This is a genomic window from Pseudarthrobacter sp. NS4, assembly GCF_024758005.1.
Classification (GTDB): Bacteria; Actinomycetota; Actinomycetes; order Actinomycetales; family Micrococcaceae; genus Arthrobacter.
The window spans coordinates 451367-470211 of the sequence record NZ_CP103288.1 but is presented as its reverse complement, the minus strand read 5'-3'; the positions used below and the strand labels follow the sequence as shown (position 1 = coordinate 470211).

General features: G+C 64.8%; 15 protein-coding genes and 1 pseudogene. 4 read left to right on the top strand and 12 right to left on the bottom strand.

Annotated features, from left to right (window positions below):
• Positions 1 to 173: 173 nt before the first annotated feature.
• Positions 174 to 683, bottom strand: coding sequence for an amino-acid N-acetyltransferase (locus NXY83_RS02245; protein WP_258804495.1), 510 nt, complete (start codon positions 681 to 683; stop codon positions 174 to 176).
• A gap of 333 nt (positions 684 to 1016) precedes the next feature.
• Between NXY83_RS02245 and NXY83_RS02240 the strand changes: the two are divergent.
• Positions 1017 to 2408 (top strand): annotated as a pseudogene (locus NXY83_RS02240) (S-methylmethionine permease).
• A gap of 175 nt (positions 2409 to 2583) precedes the next feature.
• Here the strand turns inward: NXY83_RS02240 and NXY83_RS02235 are convergent.
• The 5 genes from NXY83_RS02235 to lysS all read right to left on the bottom strand — a co-directional run bounded on the left by NXY83_RS02235 (position 2584) and on the right by lysS (position 10171).
• Positions 2584 to 4704, bottom strand: a complete 2121-nt coding sequence (locus tag NXY83_RS02235; RefSeq protein WP_258804494.1) for a S9 family peptidase — start codon at positions 4702 to 4704, stop codon at positions 2584 to 2586.
• Positions 4705 to 5131: 427 nt separating this feature from the next.
• The gene (locus NXY83_RS02230; protein WP_258804493.1) at positions 5132 to 7624 is read right to left on the bottom strand and encodes an ATP-dependent Clp protease ATP-binding subunit; all 2493 of its coding nucleotides are present in this window, start codon (positions 7622 to 7624) and stop codon (positions 5132 to 5134) included.
• Between the two features lie 343 nt (positions 7625 to 7967).
• A complete protein-coding gene (locus NXY83_RS02225; protein WP_258804492.1) occupies positions 7968 to 8300 on the bottom strand; it encodes a histone-like nucleoid-structuring protein Lsr2 in 333 nt (110 codons plus the stop codon).
• Positions 8301 to 8438: 138 nt separating this feature from the next.
• Positions 8439 to 8630: a hypothetical protein gene (locus NXY83_RS02220; protein WP_258804491.1), complete on the bottom strand. Its 192-nt coding sequence runs from the start codon at positions 8628 to 8630 to the stop codon at positions 8439 to 8441.
• A 2-nt stretch (positions 8631 to 8632) separates the two neighbouring features.
• Positions 8633 to 10171, bottom strand: coding sequence for a lysine--tRNA ligase (gene lysS, locus NXY83_RS02215; protein WP_258804490.1), 1539 nt, complete (start codon positions 10169 to 10171; stop codon positions 8633 to 8635).
• 69 nt (positions 10172 to 10240) lie between these two features.
• Between lysS and NXY83_RS02210 the strand changes: the two genes are divergently transcribed.
• A complete protein-coding gene (locus NXY83_RS02210) occupies positions 10241 to 11095 on the top strand; it encodes an alpha/beta fold hydrolase (RefSeq protein ID WP_258804489.1) in 855 nt (284 codons plus the stop codon).
• A gap of 85 nt (positions 11096 to 11180) precedes the next feature.
• Positions 11181 to 12017 (top strand): alpha/beta fold hydrolase, encoded by an 837-nt coding sequence (locus NXY83_RS02205; RefSeq protein WP_258804488.1) that lies wholly within the window; start codon positions 11181 to 11183, stop codon positions 12015 to 12017.
• A 68-nt stretch (positions 12018 to 12085) separates the two neighbouring features.
• On the opposite strand, the gene NXY83_RS02200 is transcribed toward NXY83_RS02205, so the two are convergent.
• From NXY83_RS02200 to NXY83_RS02190, 3 genes are all read right to left on the bottom strand, one after another.
• Positions 12086 to 13561 (bottom strand): MDR family MFS transporter, encoded by a 1476-nt coding sequence (locus NXY83_RS02200; protein ID WP_258804487.1) that lies wholly within the window; start codon positions 13559 to 13561, stop codon positions 12086 to 12088.
• Positions 13562 to 13686: 125 nt separating this feature from the next.
• Entirely contained in the window at positions 13687 to 14253 is a 567-nt protein-coding gene (locus tag NXY83_RS02195; protein WP_258804486.1) for a type 1 glutamine amidotransferase domain-containing protein, read from the bottom strand.
• A gap of 202 nt (positions 14254 to 14455) precedes the next feature.
• Positions 14456 to 15019: a TetR/AcrR family transcriptional regulator gene (locus NXY83_RS02190; RefSeq protein WP_258806401.1), complete on the bottom strand. Its 564-nt coding sequence runs from the start codon at positions 15017 to 15019 to the stop codon at positions 14456 to 14458.
• A 186-nt stretch (positions 15020 to 15205) separates the two neighbouring features.
• Between NXY83_RS02190 and NXY83_RS02185 the strand changes: the two genes are divergently transcribed.
• Positions 15206 to 15472, top strand: coding sequence for a hypothetical protein (locus NXY83_RS02185; RefSeq protein WP_258804485.1), 267 nt, complete (start codon positions 15206 to 15208; stop codon positions 15470 to 15472).
• 31 nt (positions 15473 to 15503) lie between these two features.
• On the opposite strand, the gene NXY83_RS02180 is transcribed toward NXY83_RS02185, so the two are convergent.
• From NXY83_RS02180 to NXY83_RS02170, 3 genes are read right to left on the bottom strand one after another with little or no spacing between them, the layout of a single operon-like run.
• On the bottom strand, positions 15504 to 16421 hold the full coding sequence (locus tag NXY83_RS02180) for a 4-phosphopantoate--beta-alanine ligase (RefSeq protein ID WP_258804484.1): 918 nt from the start codon (positions 16419 to 16421) through the stop codon (positions 15504 to 15506).
• Positions 16422 to 16423: 2 nt separating this feature from the next.
• The gene (locus NXY83_RS02175; protein ID WP_258804483.1) at positions 16424 to 17317 is read right to left on the bottom strand and encodes a Rossmann-like and DUF2520 domain-containing protein; all 894 of its coding nucleotides are present in this window, start codon (positions 17315 to 17317) and stop codon (positions 16424 to 16426) included.
• Complete coding sequence (locus NXY83_RS02170; RefSeq protein WP_397427550.1) at positions 17310 to 18839, bottom strand: PH domain-containing protein; 1530 nt, start codon at positions 18837 to 18839, stop codon at positions 17310 to 17312. The genes NXY83_RS02175 and NXY83_RS02170 overlap by 8 nt, the downstream gene beginning before the upstream one ends.
• Positions 18840 to 18845: the final 6 nt, after the last annotated feature.

The window sequence follows — 18845 nt, the reverse complement described above, 5'->3', positions numbered from 1 at the left end:
TGCTCCCCAGCAAGCCTCAATAAGTTTATCCATCGAATGGAGGGATAGGAATAGCCTAAAAATCATCCATTATGCCCTGCAGGTCCTGCAGCGGCAGGACATCGAACAGGCGCCAGAGCTGGTTCTGCAGCCCGCAGGACGCCGAGCAGGCACCAGAGCTGGTTCCGCCGCCTTTAGAGGAACCGGATCATCCGGGTATTGCCCAAGGTATTGGGTTTGACCCGGGCGAGGTCCAGGAACTCCGCCACGCCTTCATCGTGGGAGCGGAGGAGCTCCGAATACACGACGGGATCCACCGCGGACTGGTCGGCCATGACCTCGAAGCCGTGGCGCTTGAAGAAGTCCACCTCGAAGGTCAGGCAGAAGACGCGGGCGACGCCCAGGGCACGCGCCTCATCCAGCAGGCTCTCCACCAGCACGTGGCCCACTCCCCTGCCGCGCCAGTCCTCGGAAGCGGCCAGGGTGCGCACCTCGGCAAGGTCCTCCCACATGACGTGCAGCGCCCCGCAGCCGATTACATCGCCGTCGAAGGACTCGGCAATCCGGAACTCCTGCAGGCTTTCGTAGTAGGCCACGGTCTCCTTCGCCATCAGGATCCGCTGCTCCGCCAAAGGCGCCACCAGCTTCTTGATGGCGGACACATCACTGGTGCGGGCAGGCCGGATACGGAAGGAGTCAGTCACAGGCCAATCCTAGTTCGACAGCGTCGCAGTGGTTGCGTCCACTCCACCGGCGGCGCCATGTGCATCTGAGAGCCGCAGCTGCCGTCCGTAATGAGGACGCCAAGTCAAAGCTCTGCTTACGCTCAGAGATCGAAAGCGCCCCTCATTGCGCAGAATTATGAGATGTCGCCTGCTTGCGTTTGCGCAGGTCAGGGGCAACCAAGCAGTGTTTCGCCTGTTACCCTCGCCCCCATGGGCAACGAAGCCCGACGCAGAGGAAAAAATGGCCTTAGGCTCCCCACCCTGACCGAAACCCCGAAGGAGCAAGTCGAGAAACGCGGCCTTCGACGCTCCATGGAGGCCCGTCACCTCGTGATGATTGCGATGGGAGGTGTCATCGGCTCCGGACTCGCGTTCCGAACCTACGAGGGGACGCTACGGCACCGGGGCCATTTGCCGCTTGCTGCTCCTTCGTCGCTTTGACGCAAGCTACACAAATGACCCCGGCACCTCCGCTGCGGTGACGGTGGCACGAGGCGCCCACCGCGAGGCATTTGTATAGGCGCCGTCAAAGCGAGGAACGAGCAGGCTCCGGCAAATATCTGGTGGTCGGGGCCTGCTCCGCCACTGCGGCTCAGAATTCACGGCTGCCGGACTGTTGATGCAGCGCTGGTTTCCGCAGGTTGATGTGTGGATCTGGTGCTTTGTGTTTGCCGCCGTCCTTTTCACGCTTAACGCTATTTCTTCAGGCGTCTTCGGTGAATCCGAATTCTGCTTCGCACTGATCAAGGTAGCTGCAGTCATCGGGCTGATAGTCCTGGGCGGCGCGGCATTGCCTGGCTTCCACCCGATGGCCGAAAATGGCTACCCCTTCCTCGGGAGAACCTCAATACGCAATACCCCCCAGGGCCTGTTTCCATATGGGATTTCCGGCGTCCTCATCACCACGCTTGCCGTGTTCTACGCATTTTCCGGTTCGGAGCTAATTGGAGTGGCCGCAGGAGAAACTGCCAATCCCGCCGTCAACATCCCGAAAGCGATGCGGACCACCGTTATTCGCCTGCTGATTTTCTTTGTCGGGGCCATCACCGTGATTGCCTGCACTGTTCCGTATGAGGAAACCTCACTGGAGGCAAGCCCCTTTGTCACGGTCTTCTCACAGCTGGGGATTCCATACGCCGCCGATATCATGAATTTCGTCATCATCACCGCCCTTTTGTCGGCCGGAAACTGCGGTCTTTTCTCCTGTGCGCGGATGCTTTTCTCCCTGGCGGATGAAGGACATCGCCGAAGGCATTCGGAAAACTGACAAAACGCGGAATTCCCATGCTTGCCCTGTGCGTCAGCATGCTGGGCGGCCTGGCCTCACTGGTCAGCACCGTGGTGGCCCCCACTACGGTGTACCTGGTCCTGGTGTCGATCGCCGGGTTCGCCACGGTGGGGGTCTGGATGTCCATCACGGCATCCCACTTTTTCCACCGGCGGGCTTTCCTGCGCTCAGGAGGCCGCACTGCAGGTCTCGCCTACAGCGCACCCCTGTTTCCGCTGTTGCCCATCGTGGCGTTCGTCCTGTGCCTCATCTCCCTGATAGGCATCGGCTTCGATCCCACGCAGGCAACTGCGCTTTACTTCGGCATTCCGTTTGTGGGCGCCTGCTACGCCTATTTCCACTACAAGTACGGCCGAGGGCAGAAAGACCGGCTGAACGAGCAGGACGCACAGCCGGAAAGGGCAGACGCGCCCTAACCCCAAACCCTAAGGCGCACTGTCCGCGCGAGAAGGCTGGGACATTTATGTAGCACGCGCCCTGGCCGCCAACCCTGCGGCAAGAGGCGGGAAGGCTGGGACATTTATGTAGCTTGCGTCAGAGCGACGGAGGAGCAGCAAGCGGTAAATGTCGCAGCCTTCCCGCCGAAGGTGATTAGAGCCCCAGCTCAGCGGGCAAGGGCACATCCTGGTCCAGAACGTGCCGGGCCAGGAAGCTCTCTACGACGCCGTACCAGACTTTGGCGTGCTGCGGCTGGAGGACCCAGTGGTTCTCGTCCGGAAAGTAGAGGAACCGGTGCGGCGTCTGCCCGTCCTGGTCTGCAGCGAGCTGGGACTTGGACAGCAGCTCGTACCAGAGCCGCAGGCCTTCCCCGATGGGCACCCGGTAGTCCTTGTCGCCGTGGATGACCAGCATGGGCGTGCTGATCTTTTCCACATGCATGTGCGGGGAGTTGTCCATGGCCATCTCCTCGGTCATTTCCTTCAGCCAGTATTGGGAGGCGTCCGTGGTGGGACCAAACTGGTCGAGGGCCCACAGGCTGGCGTGGGTGACGACGGCCTGGAACCGATCCGTCTGCCCGGCCACCCAGTTGGCCATGTAGCCGCCGAATGAACCGCCCATGGCCGCTGTACGCTCCCCGTCAATATCAGCCCGGCTGACGGCAGCATCCGTCACCGCCATGAGGTCGGTGAACGGTGCCTTGCCCCAGGAGCCCCAGCCGCGTTGGATGTAGGCCTGGCCGTAGCCGGTGGACAGCGCCGGGTCAGGCAGCAGCACCGCGTACCCCTTGGCCGTCAGGAGCCATGGGTTCCAGCGCCAGGTCCAGGCGTTCCAGGAAGCCAGCGGCCCGCCATGGATCCAGAGCAACATCGGGACCGGGGACTCCTTCGAGGCACCCTCGGGCAAAGCCAGATAGGCGGGGACGCGGGAACCGTCCGCAGCAGTCGCGGCGATGCGCTCCAGCCGGCCTGGACACGACGGCCGTTCCGCGGGGGCGGGCAGGCGACTGGTCTCGCCGGTCTGCAGGTCGATGCGGACTGCCTCCGGCGGGAACTCATACGAGCTGCGCAGGGCATAGGCGTTGCGCCCCTCCGGTGAAACCACAACGTCGGAGTAGGCCGCGGCGTCCTGCGTCACCCTGGTGACGCTCACCTCGGCGGCAGAAGCCGGAACGCTGATCCGGAAAAGCGGCGACGCGCCGTCGTCGTCCGCGGTGACCAGGATGGCCGAACCGTCCGGCAGCCAGGCTGCAGGCTTGGCCCACCGGTCCCAGTCATGGGCCAGCGGCAGGAGACCGGCGGCCTCATCCGCAGTACCGGAAACGTCCAGCAGGTGCAGCTTGACCTCCGGCGCCCGGCGCGGGGTGGAGTCGCTCTCGCTCACGACCACCAGGCTCCGGCCGTCGGGGCTGACGGGACCGGGGAAGTAGCTCATGCCTTCATGGTCCAGCAGCACCTTGAGGTCGCCGGAAGCGACGTCCACCGCCACCAGGATGGAGCGGCTGTCCGCCCTGGCGAGGGGCTTTGTGTAGCTCGTATAGATGGTCCGGCCGTCGGGGCTGGCAACTGTCTCCGCTTCGCGCAGCCGCGGCCCTGCGCCGGGGGTGAGGTTCCGAAGTACCAAGGGGACGGTGGCGTCCACAGTCGCGGGCTTGCCGGTCGACTTGTCCTCACCGGGTTCCACAGCGAAGATCCGCGGCTGGCCGGGCCCGAGGTCGGCGTCCCAGTACCGCACTGGGTATTCGCTGTGCAGTATGGCCGAGACTTTATTCTCTTTGCGCGCCTTGCGGCGCCGGGCGTCGTCTTCCTCGTCGGCGGAACCGGCCAGGATTTCCGCCGTCACGAAGGCGGCGTCCGCGTTCCTGGCTGTCAGCACGCTCCCCACGCCGCCGGGACGGCTGAGCACCACCCGTGCCTCCCCGCCGTCGGCAGGGAGCAGCCAGAGGGCGCTGACCGGGTCCTCGTCCGGGTTCTCCGGATCGGGCCGCGCAGACGTGAAATAGACATCGCCGTTGGCAGCGAAAGCTGCGCCGGCCTCGCCCTTGGCGCTCCGGGTGATACGCCGCGCCTGCTTCTGCCCGGCAGGATCCAGCTCCCATAACGCTGTTGCGTACTCGGTGCCCTTGCCGTTCAGCGTACTGACTGCGGTCACCAACCGCGTGCCGTCCGGGCTCAGGCTCAGGCCGCTCACCCGCGGGATGGACAGGTAGTGGTCGAGGTCGTGGAAAGGGGTCAGTGGTTGCTCGCCCGGGATCGCCGGGTTCAGAATAGCCATGCCCCGATTCAACCCGATTGTGCCCCACATCACAAAAAGGCGCGGCGGCGTTCAACCTTTTGCCCCGATCGACGCCGAGTTTAGATGCTGGTGCCGGGCACCGGGCGGGCGGTTGCCTGGGCTGCGCCGCCACCGGCCCCATTTGCCGCTTGCTGCTCCTTCGTCGCTTTGACGCAAGCTACACAAATGACCCCGGCACCTGCGCCGGGTACCGCCACGCACGAGGTGCCGGGCATCAGGGATTTATGTAGGCGCCGTCAGAGCGACGAAGGAGCAGGCGCCGGGAAATCTCTGATGGCCGGCACCGGATGCAACCACGGAAGGCACCAAGCCCCAGCCAGGCACCCGGACTCAACCTTTGGGTGGTTCGGATTAAAGCGGAAGGCCCCGCCTGCTCTGGGAGCGGGCGGGGCCTTCCGGTAGTGCTTTAGACGATCGGGGCGATTTCCGGGATGCGCGGCTTGGCGTTGCCGGCGAACGTGAACTTGGCGTCGTCGCCGTCGCCTTCCACATCCACCATTACGATGTCGCCGGCGTGGATCTCGCCGAACAGGATCTTCTCGGAGAGCTGGTCCTCGATCTCGCGCTGGATGGTGCGGCGCAGCGGCCGGGCACCCATGGCGGGATCGTAGCCGCGGGTTGCGAGGAGCACCTTGGCCGCGGGCGTGAGCTCGATGCCCATGTCCTTGTCCTTGAGGCGCTTCTCCAGGCGGGAGACGAACATGTCCACGATCTCGATGATCTCGTCCTGGGTGAGCTGCGGGAACACCACAACGTCATCCACACGGTTCAGGAACTCGGGGCGGAAGTGCTGCTTGAGCTCCTCAGTCACACGGGCACGCATGCGGTTGTAGCCGGTCTGCGTGTCGGTGCCGGACTGGAAGCCGGTGGCAACGCTCTTGGAGATGTCCCGGGTGCCGAGGTTGGTGGTCATGATGATCACGGTGTTCTTGAAGTCCACCACACGGCCCTGGGAGTCGGTCAGGCGGCCGTCTTCCAGGATCTGCAGCAGCGAGTTGAAGAGGTCCGCGTGGGCCTTCTCAACCTCGTCGAACAGCACCACGGAGAACGGACGGCGCCGGACCTTCTCGGTCAGCTGGCCGCCTTCCTCGTAGCCGACGTAGCCCGGAGGGGCACCGAAGAGCCGCGAGACGGTGTGCTTCTCGGAGTATTCGGACATATCCAGCGTGATGAGGGCGTCCTCCTCACCGAACAGGAACTCCGCGAGTGCCTTGGCCAGCTCGGTCTTGCCGACGCCGGTGGGGCCGGCGAAGATGAATGAGCCGCCGGGACGCTTGGGGTCCTTGAGGCCTGCACGGGTGCGGCGGATGGCCTGGGACAGGGCCTTGATGGCCTCGTTCTGGCCGACAACGCGCTTGTGCAGTTCGTCTTCCATCTTCAGCAGGCGCGAGGACTCTTCCTCAGTCAGCTTGAACACGGGGATGCCGGTGGAGTTGGCCAGCACCTCGGCGATGAGATCCTCATCCACCTCGGAGATGTCGTCCATGCCGCCGGACTTCCAGTGGCGTTCCTTCTCCGCGCGCTCGGAAATCATCTTCTGCTCCTTGTCCCGGAGCGAAGCTGCACCTTCGAAGTCCTGCGCGTCAATCGCGGACTCCTTCTCCATCTTGAGCTTGGCAATGCGCTCGTCCATGGCCTTCAGCTCCGGCGGAGCGGTCATGCGGCGGATGCGCAGCCGCGCGCCGGCCTCGTCGATCAGGTCGATCGCCTTGTCCGGCAGGAAGCGGTCCGAGATGTAGCGCTCGGCGAGGGCGGCAGCGGAGGCCAGGGCGCCGTCGGTAATGGTGACGCGGTGGTGTGCCTCGTAGCGGTCACGCAGGCCTTTGAGGATCTCGATGGCGTGCGCCACAGAGGGTTCCTTGACCTGGATCGGCTGGAAGCGGCGCTCCAGCGCGGCGTCCTTCTCGATGTGCTTGCGGTACTCGTCCAGCGTGGTGGCACCGATGGTCTGCAGCTCACCGCGGGCCAGCATGGGTTTCAGGATGGATGCGGCATCGATGGCGCCTTCGGCAGCACCGGCACCGACGAGGGTGTGGATCTCGTCAATGAACAGGATGATGTCCCCGCGGGTGCGGATCTCCTTGAGGACCTTCTTCAGGCGCTCTTCGAAGTCACCGCGGTAGCGGGAGCCAGCGACGAGGGAGCCAAGGTCGAGGGTGTAGAGCTGCTTGTCCTTGATGGTTTCCGGGACGTCGCCGCGCACGATTGCCTGGGCCAGGCCTTCGACGACGGCCGTCTTGCCGACACCGGGTTCGCCAATCAGGACCGGGTTGTTCTTGGTACGGCGGGAGAGGACCTGCATGACGCGTTCCATCTCCTGCTCGCGTCCGATGACCGGGTCCAGCTTGTTCTCGCGGGCAGCCTGGGTCAGGTTGCGGCCGAACTGGTCCAGGACGACGGAACCGGCCGGGGCACCTTCGGGCTGGCCCGCACCAACGCCTGCGCCGGTGGTTTCCTTGCCCTGGTAGCCGGAGAGGAGCTGGATGACCTGCTGGCGGACCCTGTTAAGGTCGGCACCGAGCTTGACCAGCACCTGGGCGGCAACGCCCTCACCCTCGCGGATGAGGCCCAGCAGGATGTGCTCCGTGCCAATGTAGTTATGGCCCAGCTGGAGTGCCTCGCGCAGCGAGAGCTCCAGTACCTTCTTGGCACGGGGGGTGAAGGGGATGTGGCCGGACGGCGCCTGCTGGCCCTGTCCGATGATCTCCTGCACCTGCTCGCGAACGCCGTCGAGCGAAATGCTCAAGGACTCAAGAGCTTTGGCGGCAACGCCCTCACCCTCATGGATCAAACCCAAGAGGATGTGTTCGGTACCGATGTAATTGTGGTTCAGCATGCGTGCCTCTTCTTGGGCAAGCACAACTACGCGACGGGCACGGTCCGTAAATCGCTCAAACATTTCGCCACACTCCTAGCTACGACGTACTTTGATGCTACGTGGCGGACCCAGACTTGTGGAGCGTGTTCGCCACAGGGGAAACCCGCATGGTTCGGGAATACCGGTCGGCTCTGCCCCACACCGCCGGCCACCACCCGCAACAAGGGACCTGACAAGGTAGCGGAACAGCCGTCTCATCGATTTCCTGCACATAGGGCGTGGCCGGACGTCGGGTACGTGGGGAACCGTCGAATCTGTCCCATGGCGCAAAATTTAGGCCGGTCCCGACAGGACATTTTGGACACCAAAAAGCCCTGCTTCCCCGTGACGGGAAGCAGGGCTTAATACGGCGCTGGGCCTGCGGCTAGGAATTTGCCTTTTGGTAGGCTTCCTGGATTTCGGCCTGAATTCGGCCGCGGCTGTTAACGGTGTACCCGTTATCCCGCGCCCATTGGCGAATCTGTGCTGAATCGTGGCTGCGGCCCCCGGAAGGAGCCTTGGCCGTGCGGGTGGCACGGCCACCGGAAGCCTTTCGCGCAGCGGCAACAAACCGCTCCAGCGAAGACCGGAGTTCAGCGGCATTTGCCGCCGAGAGGTCAATCTCGTAGTTGACCCCATCGAGGCCAAACTTTACATTCTCGTCTGCGGATCCCCCATCCAGATCATCAACGAGGATGATGTTTACTTTCTGTGCCATTAAAGGTCTTCCTCTTGGAAAGGGACGGTTTTCAGAAAAGCAGGATGTTTCCTTAAAAAGTATGACTCCCTTTATGGCAACGCGTCAAAGTGCCTAATGGTTCCTTGGGGATATTGGCAGGAGATTAGCGGGTTTTATCTATTTTGAATCGGGGTCGCGGCGGTCCGTGGACTGTCCATCGGAGAGCTGCGCGGCACGGGCCTCTGCTTCAGCCTGGGCCCGGGCCTCCGCCTGGCGCTCGGACTTGTCCGCGTTGAAGATCGCCCTCATGGCGAACCAGAAGATGAGGCCTACTACCAGCGAGGGCAGGAGGACTGCTACGTACTCCATGGTCAGTGCCCCTCGGGCTTAAGCAGGGGGAACAGGATGGTCTCCCTGATGCCCGCGCCCGTGAAGAGCATCACCAGGCGGTCGATGCCCAGGCCGATGCCGCCCATGGGCGGGGCCCCGTATTCAAGTGCACGCAGGAAGTCCTCGTCCAACTGCATGGCCTCTTCATCGCCTGCAGCTGCATGCCGTGACTGTTCCGTGAGCCGTTCACGCTGGATGACGGGGTCGATCAGCTCCGAGAAGGCAGTGCCGCGCTCCATGCCGCCGATAATCAGGTCCCAGGCCTCGATGAGCCGGCCGTCCTTGCGGTGCGGGCGGGCCAGCGGCTGGGCGGACGGCGGGTAGTCGTAAACGAAGGTGGGGTTGAGCAGGGTGGGCTCCACGATTTCCCCGAAGAGCTCCACCGCCAGCTTTTCGGTGTCCCACTTGGGGTCGACCTTGACTTCGTGCTTTTCCGCGATTTCGCGAAGCACCTCAAGCGAAGTGTCCGGAGTGATTTCCTGCCCCACGGCGTCGGAAAGTCCGGGGTACACCGCGAGCCAGGCCCATTCGCCGTCGAGGTTGATCTCCCCGGCGTCTGTCTGGATGACGCGGCCGGCACCCACAGCGTCCGCTGCATCCAGGATGATCTCCTTGATGCGCTCAGCCATGACGAACTGGTCCGCCCAGGCCTCGTAGCACTCAAGGGTGGTGAACTCAGGGCTATGCGTGGAATCCACGCCTTCGTTGCGGAACACGCGGCCCATGTCATAGACGCGGTCGATGCCGCCCACCACTGCGCGCTTAAGGTAAAGCTCGGTGGCGATGCGAAGGGTCATCTTCTGGTCGAAGGCGTTCATGTGGGTTTCGAACGGCCGTGCCAGCGCGCCGCCGTGGACCAGGTTCAGGATGGGGGTCTCCACCTCGACGTAGCTGTGGCGGAAGAGCGTCTCCCGGATGGAGCGGGTGATGGCGGCACGGGTGTAGACCATTTCACGGGCTTCGTCGCGGACCATCAGGTCCACGTAGCGCTGGCGGACGCGGGTTTCCTCGTTCAGTTCCGCGTGCAGCACCGGCAGCGGGCGGAGGGCCTTGGAGGCCATGGACCAGGAGTCGGCCATGATGGACAGTTCGCCGCGGCGGGAGGAGATGACCTCGCCCTTGATGAACACGTGGTCACCGAGGTCAACGAGGGCTTTCCAGTCGGCGAGTGCTTCTTCGCCGATGTTGGCAAGGCTGAGCATGGCCTGCAGGCGGGTTCCCTTGCCGTCGGTGCCGCCCTCCTGGAGCGTGGCGAAGCACAGCTTGCCGGTGTTGCGGATGAAGACCACGCGGCCGGTGACGCCCACGATGTCCCCCGTGGTGTCGTCCGCTTCGAGGTGCGCGTACTTTTCACGGATCTCCGACAGGGAATGCGTGCGCTCCACACCCACCGGATATGCCTCGGTGCCGCGCTCAAGCAGTTTGGCCCGCTTTTCCATGCGGATGCGCATCTGCTCGCTGGCATCGAGCGGCTCTGGGGCGTTCTTGGGCGCGGGGGCGTTTTGGGAAGTCACAGTCATCAAGTTTACCGGGCGTTCGGCGGGCCTCGCTTCGCGGTAGCCCGGCCGGCTCCCGCCTAGGATGGGGTGGTGAAAGAACAGGTCCTTCCAACGCACGACGGCGGCCGCCTGGCCTTGTACAGCTACGGCACCGCGGGTGCGCCGGGAGAGCGCCGGGTGCTGCTGATCGGCGGGGCGTTCCTGACCGCAACGATCTACCGCCCGTTTTCAGTCGCATTGGCAAAGGGCCTGGGTGACGGGTGGGCCGTGGACGTGTACGACCGCCGGGGCCGGGGCAGTTCCTCGGAACAGCCCGCCGGTTACTCCATGGCCACCGAGATAGCCGATGTGCGGACTGTCCTGGATGCAACGGGAGCCAGGAACATCCTGGGCCACAGTCTGGGCGGATCGGTAGCCCTGAACGCGGTCCAGGAGTTCACCGGAACCCCCTACGTCCCGGACAAACTCGCTGTATACGACGCCGCGGTGAATATCGACGGCAGCATCGACACCGCCTGGCTGGACGGGTTCGAGGACGCCGTCAACAACGGCAAAGTGGGCCACGCGCTGGCACACATGAAGAAGGCCACCTCGCCCGGATCGGCCCTGGCACGGATCCCGGAGCCGCTCCTTGCCGGGCTGATGGCGCTGGTCTCAAACACCAGGATCAACAGGATGTTCCAGGAGGTCATGCCCAGCGGAGTGGGTGAGCTCCGGGCGGCCTACAACGAGGCCGACCATGCCAGGGACTTCAGCGTACTGCCCTCCGCAACCCATTTCATGGCCGGCGGAAAGAGCCCCAGCTATTACAAGGTCACGGCTGAGCGGCTGCACGCCGCCGTCCCCGGCAGCACCTACGAGCTCTCCCCCAAGGGTTTCCACGGTTCCATTCCCGCCGCCGTGAATGAACTCGTCGCGGACATCTCGGAGTACTTCAAGGCGTAAGCGCGTCATCGGGCGGCTGGCGTGGATCCTGCCGTCGGCGGTGTCCATGGTGCCTCCGTTGAGGTTGCTCAGCTAGGCTCGGAACATGACGCGCGAGAACATCAGGACCCCCGACGGCGGCACTCTGGAGCTCTTCTCCACCGGCACGGATCTGGCTTCCGCCGGTTCCGGCGTGGTGATTGTCCCGCCCTCCATGGTGACAGCTGCGGACTACACGAAGTTCGCCCAGAAACTCAGCGCCGCCCTGGGCCGGCCCGTCCACACGTTCAACCGCCGCGGCCGCGGGTCCTCGTCGCCCCAGCCGGAGGACTACACGCTGGATGTGGACATCCGGGACCTTGACACGGTCATGAAGCACACGTCCAGCACGGACGTCTTCGGCCACAGCTTTGGCGGGGCGGTAGCACTCCACGCGGCGCGGACGCTGCCGGTGGAGCGTCTGGCCGTCTACGACCCCGCGGTCTCCGTCAACCACAGCGTCAAGGCCGACTGGACCGCCGAGTACGAGCGCGCGGTGGCGGCCGGCGATGACGACCGCGCCCTTGCGGTCATCCAGCGCGGGCTCGAAGCCGGCGGCTCATTCTCGTCCCGGATGCCCCTCTCCATGCTGACCCTCGCCAACAAGCTGACTGCCGGCACCTCAGAGGGCAAGCAGCAGCGGGAGCTCATGCGGACCGGCGTCCGTGAGATCAAGGCGATTATCGCCGCGGACATGCCGGCCGAGCCGTTCCTGGCCCTTCCGCTCGAAACGCTGATCGTGGTGGGCGAAAAGAGCCCGGCCTACTTCGGCGTCGCCTGTGGCCAGATCCATGACGTCCTCTCCGGCTCCAGTTACACCATCCTCCCCGGCTTCGGGCACGACGGCGTCATCAAGGCACCGGACATCCTCATTAAGGAACTGAGCGACTTCTACGCCGGCTGACCCCATGCAGGAAGCAGCAAGTGTCGTTTTGACGGATCAAAACGACACTTTACTGCTACCTGGTTGGGTCAGTGTGCCCCGTGTCCCGCGCCGGCGCCTTCGGTTTTGCGCATCATGGCTGAAAGTACGATGGCGGCGAGGGCTATGACGGTTGCCGTCATGAAGGCGGCGCTCATCCCGGCGACGAGTCCCGACGTCGCGGAAACCACCGCGAAGATGGACACCAGCAGCGCAGTGCCGGCGGCCCCGGCCACCTGCTGGGTGGTGCTCATGATCGCGGAACCGTGTGAGTAGAGATGCGGCGGGAGCGGGTTCAGGCCGGTGGTGAACGCGGGGGTGAACAGCAGCGCCAGGCCGAAGCTCAGCCCCACGTGCAGGGTGACGATCCACCCAACGGCAGTGCCGGCGTCGAGCATGGAAAACTGCCAGAGGCTCAAGACCATCAGGATGGACCCGGTGACGGTGAGCGGCAGCGGCCCTATCTTGTCGAACAGCCTGCCGATGACGGGCCCCAGGAGTCCCATGGCCAGTCCGCCCGGGAGCAGCGCCAGCCCGGTTTCAAGGGATCCCAGGCCGCGGATTTCCTGGAGGTAGAGCGGCAGCAGGATCACGCCGCCGAACAGCGCCATCATGGCCACTACCATCAGCAGGACCGAGACGGTGAACATCCGGAAGTTGAAGGCGCGGAGGTCCAGCAGCGGGGACTCGGCCTTCTGCAGCCTGACCTGGCGGAGGACAAAGACCGCAAGGCTGGCTACGCCAATGACCAGCGCTGCGATGGCAGGAGCGCCGGGCCCGGCCTGGCCGCCGTGGCCGCCGCCGATCTGGCTGAGTCCATAGACGAGTCCGCCAAACGCCGGAACCGTCAGGAGGACGGAGGCGAAGTCGAGCCTGGGCCTTGCCGACTCGCCCACGTTGGTTAGGTACTTGGCGCCGATGGCCAACGCCGCAAGCGCCACCGGCAGGACGAACACAAACATGAAGCGCCAGGTGAAGTGCTCCAGGATCAGGCCCGAAACGGTGGGGCCCATGGCGGGGGCCACCGAGATCGCAATGCTGACGTTGCCCATGACGGCCCCGCGCTTGGCAATCGGGACCAGCGTGAGGATGGTGGTCATCAGCAGCGGCAACATAATGGCGGTCCCGCCCGCCTGGATGATGCGGGCCAGCAGCAGGATTCCAAATCCGGGTGCCACGGCGGCCAGGGCAGTGCCGCCGACGAAGAGCCCCATGGCCAGCATGAAGACTGCACGGGTGGACAGGGTTTGAAGGATGAAGCCGGTGGTGGGAATGACCACGGCCATGGTCAGCATGAAGCCGGTTGAGAGCCACTGGACGGTGGGCGCATCCACTTGGAGGTCCACCATAAGCCGCTGCAGGGCGACGTTCATGATGGTCTCGTTGAGGATCACCACAAACGTCGCCACCAACAGCGTGCTGATGACCGTCACCGACTCGCGGGACATCTTCTCCGGCGCTGCGGGCTTGGTTCCTTGTGTTTGAACGGACTGGCCGTTGGCGTGCGGAGAGACTTCGGTAGACATGGATGTTCCCTCAGGGAGTGTGAAGAATGCGGGAGGTCAGCGTTACGCAGACTTCAACACTCTATCTGTTGGAGTAATTCCTCCGTCAGGAGGTTTTCACCTGATGGAACACCTTTGTGGGAACCCTAGGCCGTTTGGCCCGCGTGCTCACCTTCGGAGATTTCCTCCACCAGCTTGCTGTTAAACGCGGGAAGGTCGTCCGGGTTCCGGCTGGTCACCAGGCCCTGGTCCACCACCACTTCCTGGTCGGTCCAGTTGGCGCCGGCGTTCTTGAGGTCGGTCTCGAGCGTGTGGTAGGACGTGACGTTCCTGCCGCGAAGGACCCCTGCTTCAATGAGCAGCCACGGTCCGTGGCAGATCGAGGCGACCGGCTTGTGCTGTTCGAAGAAGCTCCTGGTGAAACCTTGCGCGTCCTTGTCCACACGCAGGTGGTCGGCGTTGACGACGCCTCCCGGAAGGACCAGCGCGTCAAAGTCGGAGGCGTTGGCCTCCGCGATGGTGAGGTCCACGTCAAAGGAGTCACCCTTTTCCGTGCCTTCGAACCCCTGGATCTTCCCGCTCTTGGGGGCTACGAGGGTGGGCACACCGCCCGCTTCCTTTACGGCTTGCCAGGGGCTGGTCAGCTCGATCTGCTCGACGCCGTCAGTCAGCAGGAATGCGACCTTCTTGCCTGAGATGCTGTGTTCTGACATTTTTCCTCCTCATGTGAGGCGGCATTCAGCGCTTTTTGAGGGCGCGGATTACCGCTTCGAGAGTTGTTTGCCTGACAGTTTCCAGCCTAGGAAAGCGGAAAGTGATAAGCAAGCTGACTATTGGTGCGGCTGCCCATTGAGGATTACGACGGCGGCAGCTTAGTGGGTGCGCTCCCTCCCGTTCACCCAGGCAAAGTCGGTTCTATGGCCGATGGTGCTCTATCAGCCAGCCGGCCATCTGCTGCGCACGTTTGTTGGCCTGCACGTCACCCTCCAGTGCCTGAAGAATGGAGCCCTTCATGAGGATCAGAAGTGAACGGGCAAACTCCTCGGGGTACACCAGCCCCGCCTCTTCGCCCGCGGCCTGGATGTGGCCGCGGATCTTTGCCAAGTACTCGATGCTGGCCCGCCCCAGGGGATGGGAAGGCCCCATCTCCAACAGGACCTTCGCGAAGGAACAGCCTTCGAAGTCCTCCCGCAGGAACCATTCCCCCAACACGTCAAAGATGGCCAGCAGCTGCTCCTCAGCAGTGGTGCCCCGGCGCTGGGCCTCGGACAGGATCGCATCCACCGTCCACAGCTTGTCCCGCTGCTCGAGGAATGCCAGAACGAGCGAGTCCTTGGAAGGAAAGTGGCGGTAGAAGGTTGCCTTGGCCACCCCGGACCGCTCGATCAGTTCGTTCACTCCGACGTCACGAACACCCCGCCTGGAGAAAAGCTCATAAGCGACCGACATAATCCGCTCGGCAGAACCGGCAGGGGTCATTGCCGCCTCCGCCGGAGACGACACGCGGGCCGTTGAGATTTCTGCGTTAAAATCCATTGGACTCTCAGTTTATCGCGAGGGAAGACAGACTGGTCTTTCCCGCTGTAAGGTTTTTCCTACGCGCAGTGCTTACAACACCGTGGCGGCCCTCCACCGGCCACTTCGGATTGGTGCAAGGAGGCCCCTTTGTCTGCAGAGCGGATGTTCCAAGGCGTTCCTTCGGACCCCGACCCCTGGATGCCCAGTGATACGCCTGCCGAAATTCGGCAGTTCGCCATCGAATCCCTCCGGTGGCAGGCCCAGGAAATCATTGACGAACTGCTGTGCAGCAAGGAACCCGGCGAAGAGCTGTCGCGGGCGAGGCTCCGGCGTTGCGTCGCAAGAAACCCGGGGCGGCCCGAGCGCGCGCTCCTGGAACAGCTCATGACCAGCCGGGACAGCCCGGCGCCGTAACCACTGAATCCTGCACCGGCCGGTCCAGACCTCATGAAACGAGCCGTGCGTTGTCGATTAGCCGCACCGGCCCCACCTTGGCGGCGATAAGCGCCAGCCCCTCGCCGCGGAACGGCGTTTCGCGGCAGTTTTCGGCGAGTGGCTCGAGCGTAGCGGGATCCACCACGTCGAAGTAGTCCAAGGCCACCAGCGGCTGCGACTCCACCAGGGCCGCGGCTGACTCCAGGTCCAGCGGTTCCCGGGCGGCAGCCCGCTCCTCGAGCAGCCGAAGGGCCCGGGACAGCACAAGCGCCGCGTCCCGCTCTTCGTCCGAGAGGAAACGGTTGCGGCTGGACAGCGCCAGCCCCTCTGCCGAGCGGACCGTGGCAACCCCCACGATCTCCACCGGAAAGTTCAGGTCCGCCACCATGCGCCGGACCAGCGCCAGCTGCTGGGCATCCTTTTGGCCGAAGTATGCCCGGTAAGCGGGGAGCCCGGAACCATGTGAACCGGCCCCCGCCAACCCCGCGGCGGGAACTCCGTAGTGCAACAGCTTGGCCACCACCGTCAGCGCACCATCGAAGTGCCCCGGACGCGAAGCGCCCTCCCATTTCTCCCCCAACCGGCCGGACGTGACGCGCACCAGCGGCTCACCGTCTGGATACACCTCCTCCACGGACGGCGCGAAGGCAAGGTCGACGCCCTCGGCTTCCAGCAGCGCAAGGTCGTCGTCCAGCGTGCGTGGGTACCGGTCGAGGTCCACGGCGTCGCCGAACTGCAGCGGGTTGACGAAGATGCTGGCGACCACCACGTCGTTCTGTTCGACGGCGGTGCGGGCCAAGGCGGCATGGCCTTCATGGAGAGCGCCCATGGTTGGCACCAGGCCCTGGGAAACCCCCTGCCTGGACGTGAGGAGCCGGGCGCTTTCGGCGTGCAGCCCAGCCACCGTGGTAACGAGTTTGATGGGCATGGTCAGTCCTCCCTCGGGTCCAGGGCCTGGCGCAGCCCCTCCAGCTGGCCGGCTTTCAGCAGTCCGCGCCCCTCGGCGCGCAGGGCTGTGGCGCGCGCCATCGCGAGGTACGCCGCCAACACATCGCCGCCCCCGCCGCCGTCGAACTCCCGCAAGGCGTCCGCATGCGCTTTCACTGTTCCCACATCACCACGCGCCACGGGGCCGGTCAGGGCGGACTCCCCCGAGGCAAGCGCGTTCTCCAAGGTGGCACGCAGCAGCGGGCCCAGCATTCGTTCCGGGAGCTCGACTCCCACTTCAGCCAGCAGCTGCGAGGCCTGCGCCACGAGGGTTACCAGATGGTTGGACCCGTGCGCCAGGGCTGCATGGTACAGCGCCCTGTCCGCCTCGGCGATGGCGACGGGTTCCGCCCCCATCTCCACCACCAGGGCCTGGGCGATGGGCAGCATGGCGGCGTCGGCCGTCACGCCGAACGTGCAGTCCAGCAGCCGCGTCAGGTCCAGGCTCATCCCGGTGAACGTCATGGCCGGATGCAGCGCCAGCGGGACAGCACCGGCCGCCCGCACCGGATGCAGGACGCCCACGCCAAACCGGCCCGATGTGTGGGCCACCAGTTGGCCCGGCTGCCACGCGCCCAGCTTGGCCAACCCGTCCACCAGGTCCGGCAGGGCGTCGTCCGGCACGGCGAGCAGCACCAGTTCGGCACGTTCCACGATGTCCTGTACGTCAAGGACCGGGACGCCGGGAAGCAGCGTTTCGGCCCTCTCGCGGCTGGCATCGGACACCGCTGAAACCCCGACGACGGCGTGTTCCGCCGCGCGCAGGGCGGCACCAAGAACGGCCCCCACTTTCCCCGCGCCTATGATTCCGACGCCGAGGCGTCCGGGTTTAGCCATGCTGCGGGCCTTCCTTTGTTGGGGCATCAACGGAACTGGTTTCACTCCCCGGCTCGACCGGCGGAGCCACCTGGCGAAGCCACTGTTCCGTCGTTTGGCGCTTCCTGGCCCGCCGGGCGCGTGCGGACTGTTCGTCGAACAGCACCCGCACCTCATCCACGCCGGCCTGGGTCAGGCGCGGTGTGACAGGGCCTGCGGTGGTGTGCAGCACCAGGTCGGCAACCCGGAACCGCCGGGCCAATGGCCCCTGGTGCAGCGCCATGGACTGGGTGCGCTGGTGCGGAACCACCACCAGTTCCCGCCACCAGCGGCCGGAACGGAGGAGCAGGGCAGTGTCCGTCGCGGTGAACCCGTTCCGGCGCCATCCCAACGGGGCAAGCAACCGGGCCCGGCGCGGAGTGGTGACGAAGCCGCCGTCGGAATCCAGCCCGGTGAGCCCGGCACCGAAAACAGCGGCAGGCTGCTGGGTGCCGGGATCCGGCAGCACCAGGGCGAGCATATTCATGACATCACCAAGCTTGCCTACAGGCAGGAGCGTGGTCCGCGACGTACCCTCGCCCGCGTTGTCCACCAGGCCGTAGCCGGCCACGTTGACCTGCATCCGGTACCAGCCCAAGGGCCGCCACAGCGGCGGCTGGGCAATCCTAAGGGCCTGGATCCTGCCGGGCGGCAGCGTCTGCGCCTGGGTATCCAGCAGTCCGTAGCGCAGCCGGATGCCATCGGGCGAGATGGCGGCAGTGAAGTTGTACCCCTTGTTGAAGAGGTTCCAGTAAGTGGCGGCAAGGCCCAGCCCAGCGGGAATCAGATAAAGGTAGAAGGCCTGGTTCTCCGTGACGGCGGAAAGAATCACGGACGCGACGCCGCCCACCATAACGAAAAAGCTTTGTTCACTGAGCAGCAGCGAGCCGACAAGGCGCGACGGCGGGACCGAAAGGACCGGGTATTCCGGCGCCTCGGGCGCGGGCTCGCCGGGACCCTCGACGCCGGTGGTCACGCCGGCGGCCCGGGCCAGGATAGTGGCTCGAAGCTGCCGTGCGTCGTCCATCTTCAGGTAGGCCAGCCGCACCGCCGATTCTCCGGCGTCCGCCACCTCGAACTTGAGTTCGGCCAGGCCAAAGATCCGGGCGAGCAGCGGCTGGACGATGTCGATGGCCTGGACGCGGTCCAGCCGCGCCTGCCGCTGCTGGCGGAAGAGGAAGCCGGTGTTAACCCGGACGTAGCCGCCGGACACCTGGTACTTGGTGAAGTACCAGGTCAGGATGAAGCCCAGCACTGCAATCAGGAGCACGGTCCCGCCGCCGGCCAGCAGGAAAGGCGCCCGGCCGGCAAACCCGTCTTCGAACACCGGCCGCCCCTGCAGCGTACGCTCGAAAATGTCGCGGCCGAAGAAAAAGCCGATGGCGGCCAGGGCTACCCAACCGCGGATAAAAGGCGACGCAGGATGCACCCGCAACCATTCGGCGTCGGGCACTGTGCTGTCCGGAGCGGCCGGTCCGGCGGGCAGTGGCTGACTTCCCGGCACCCCTGG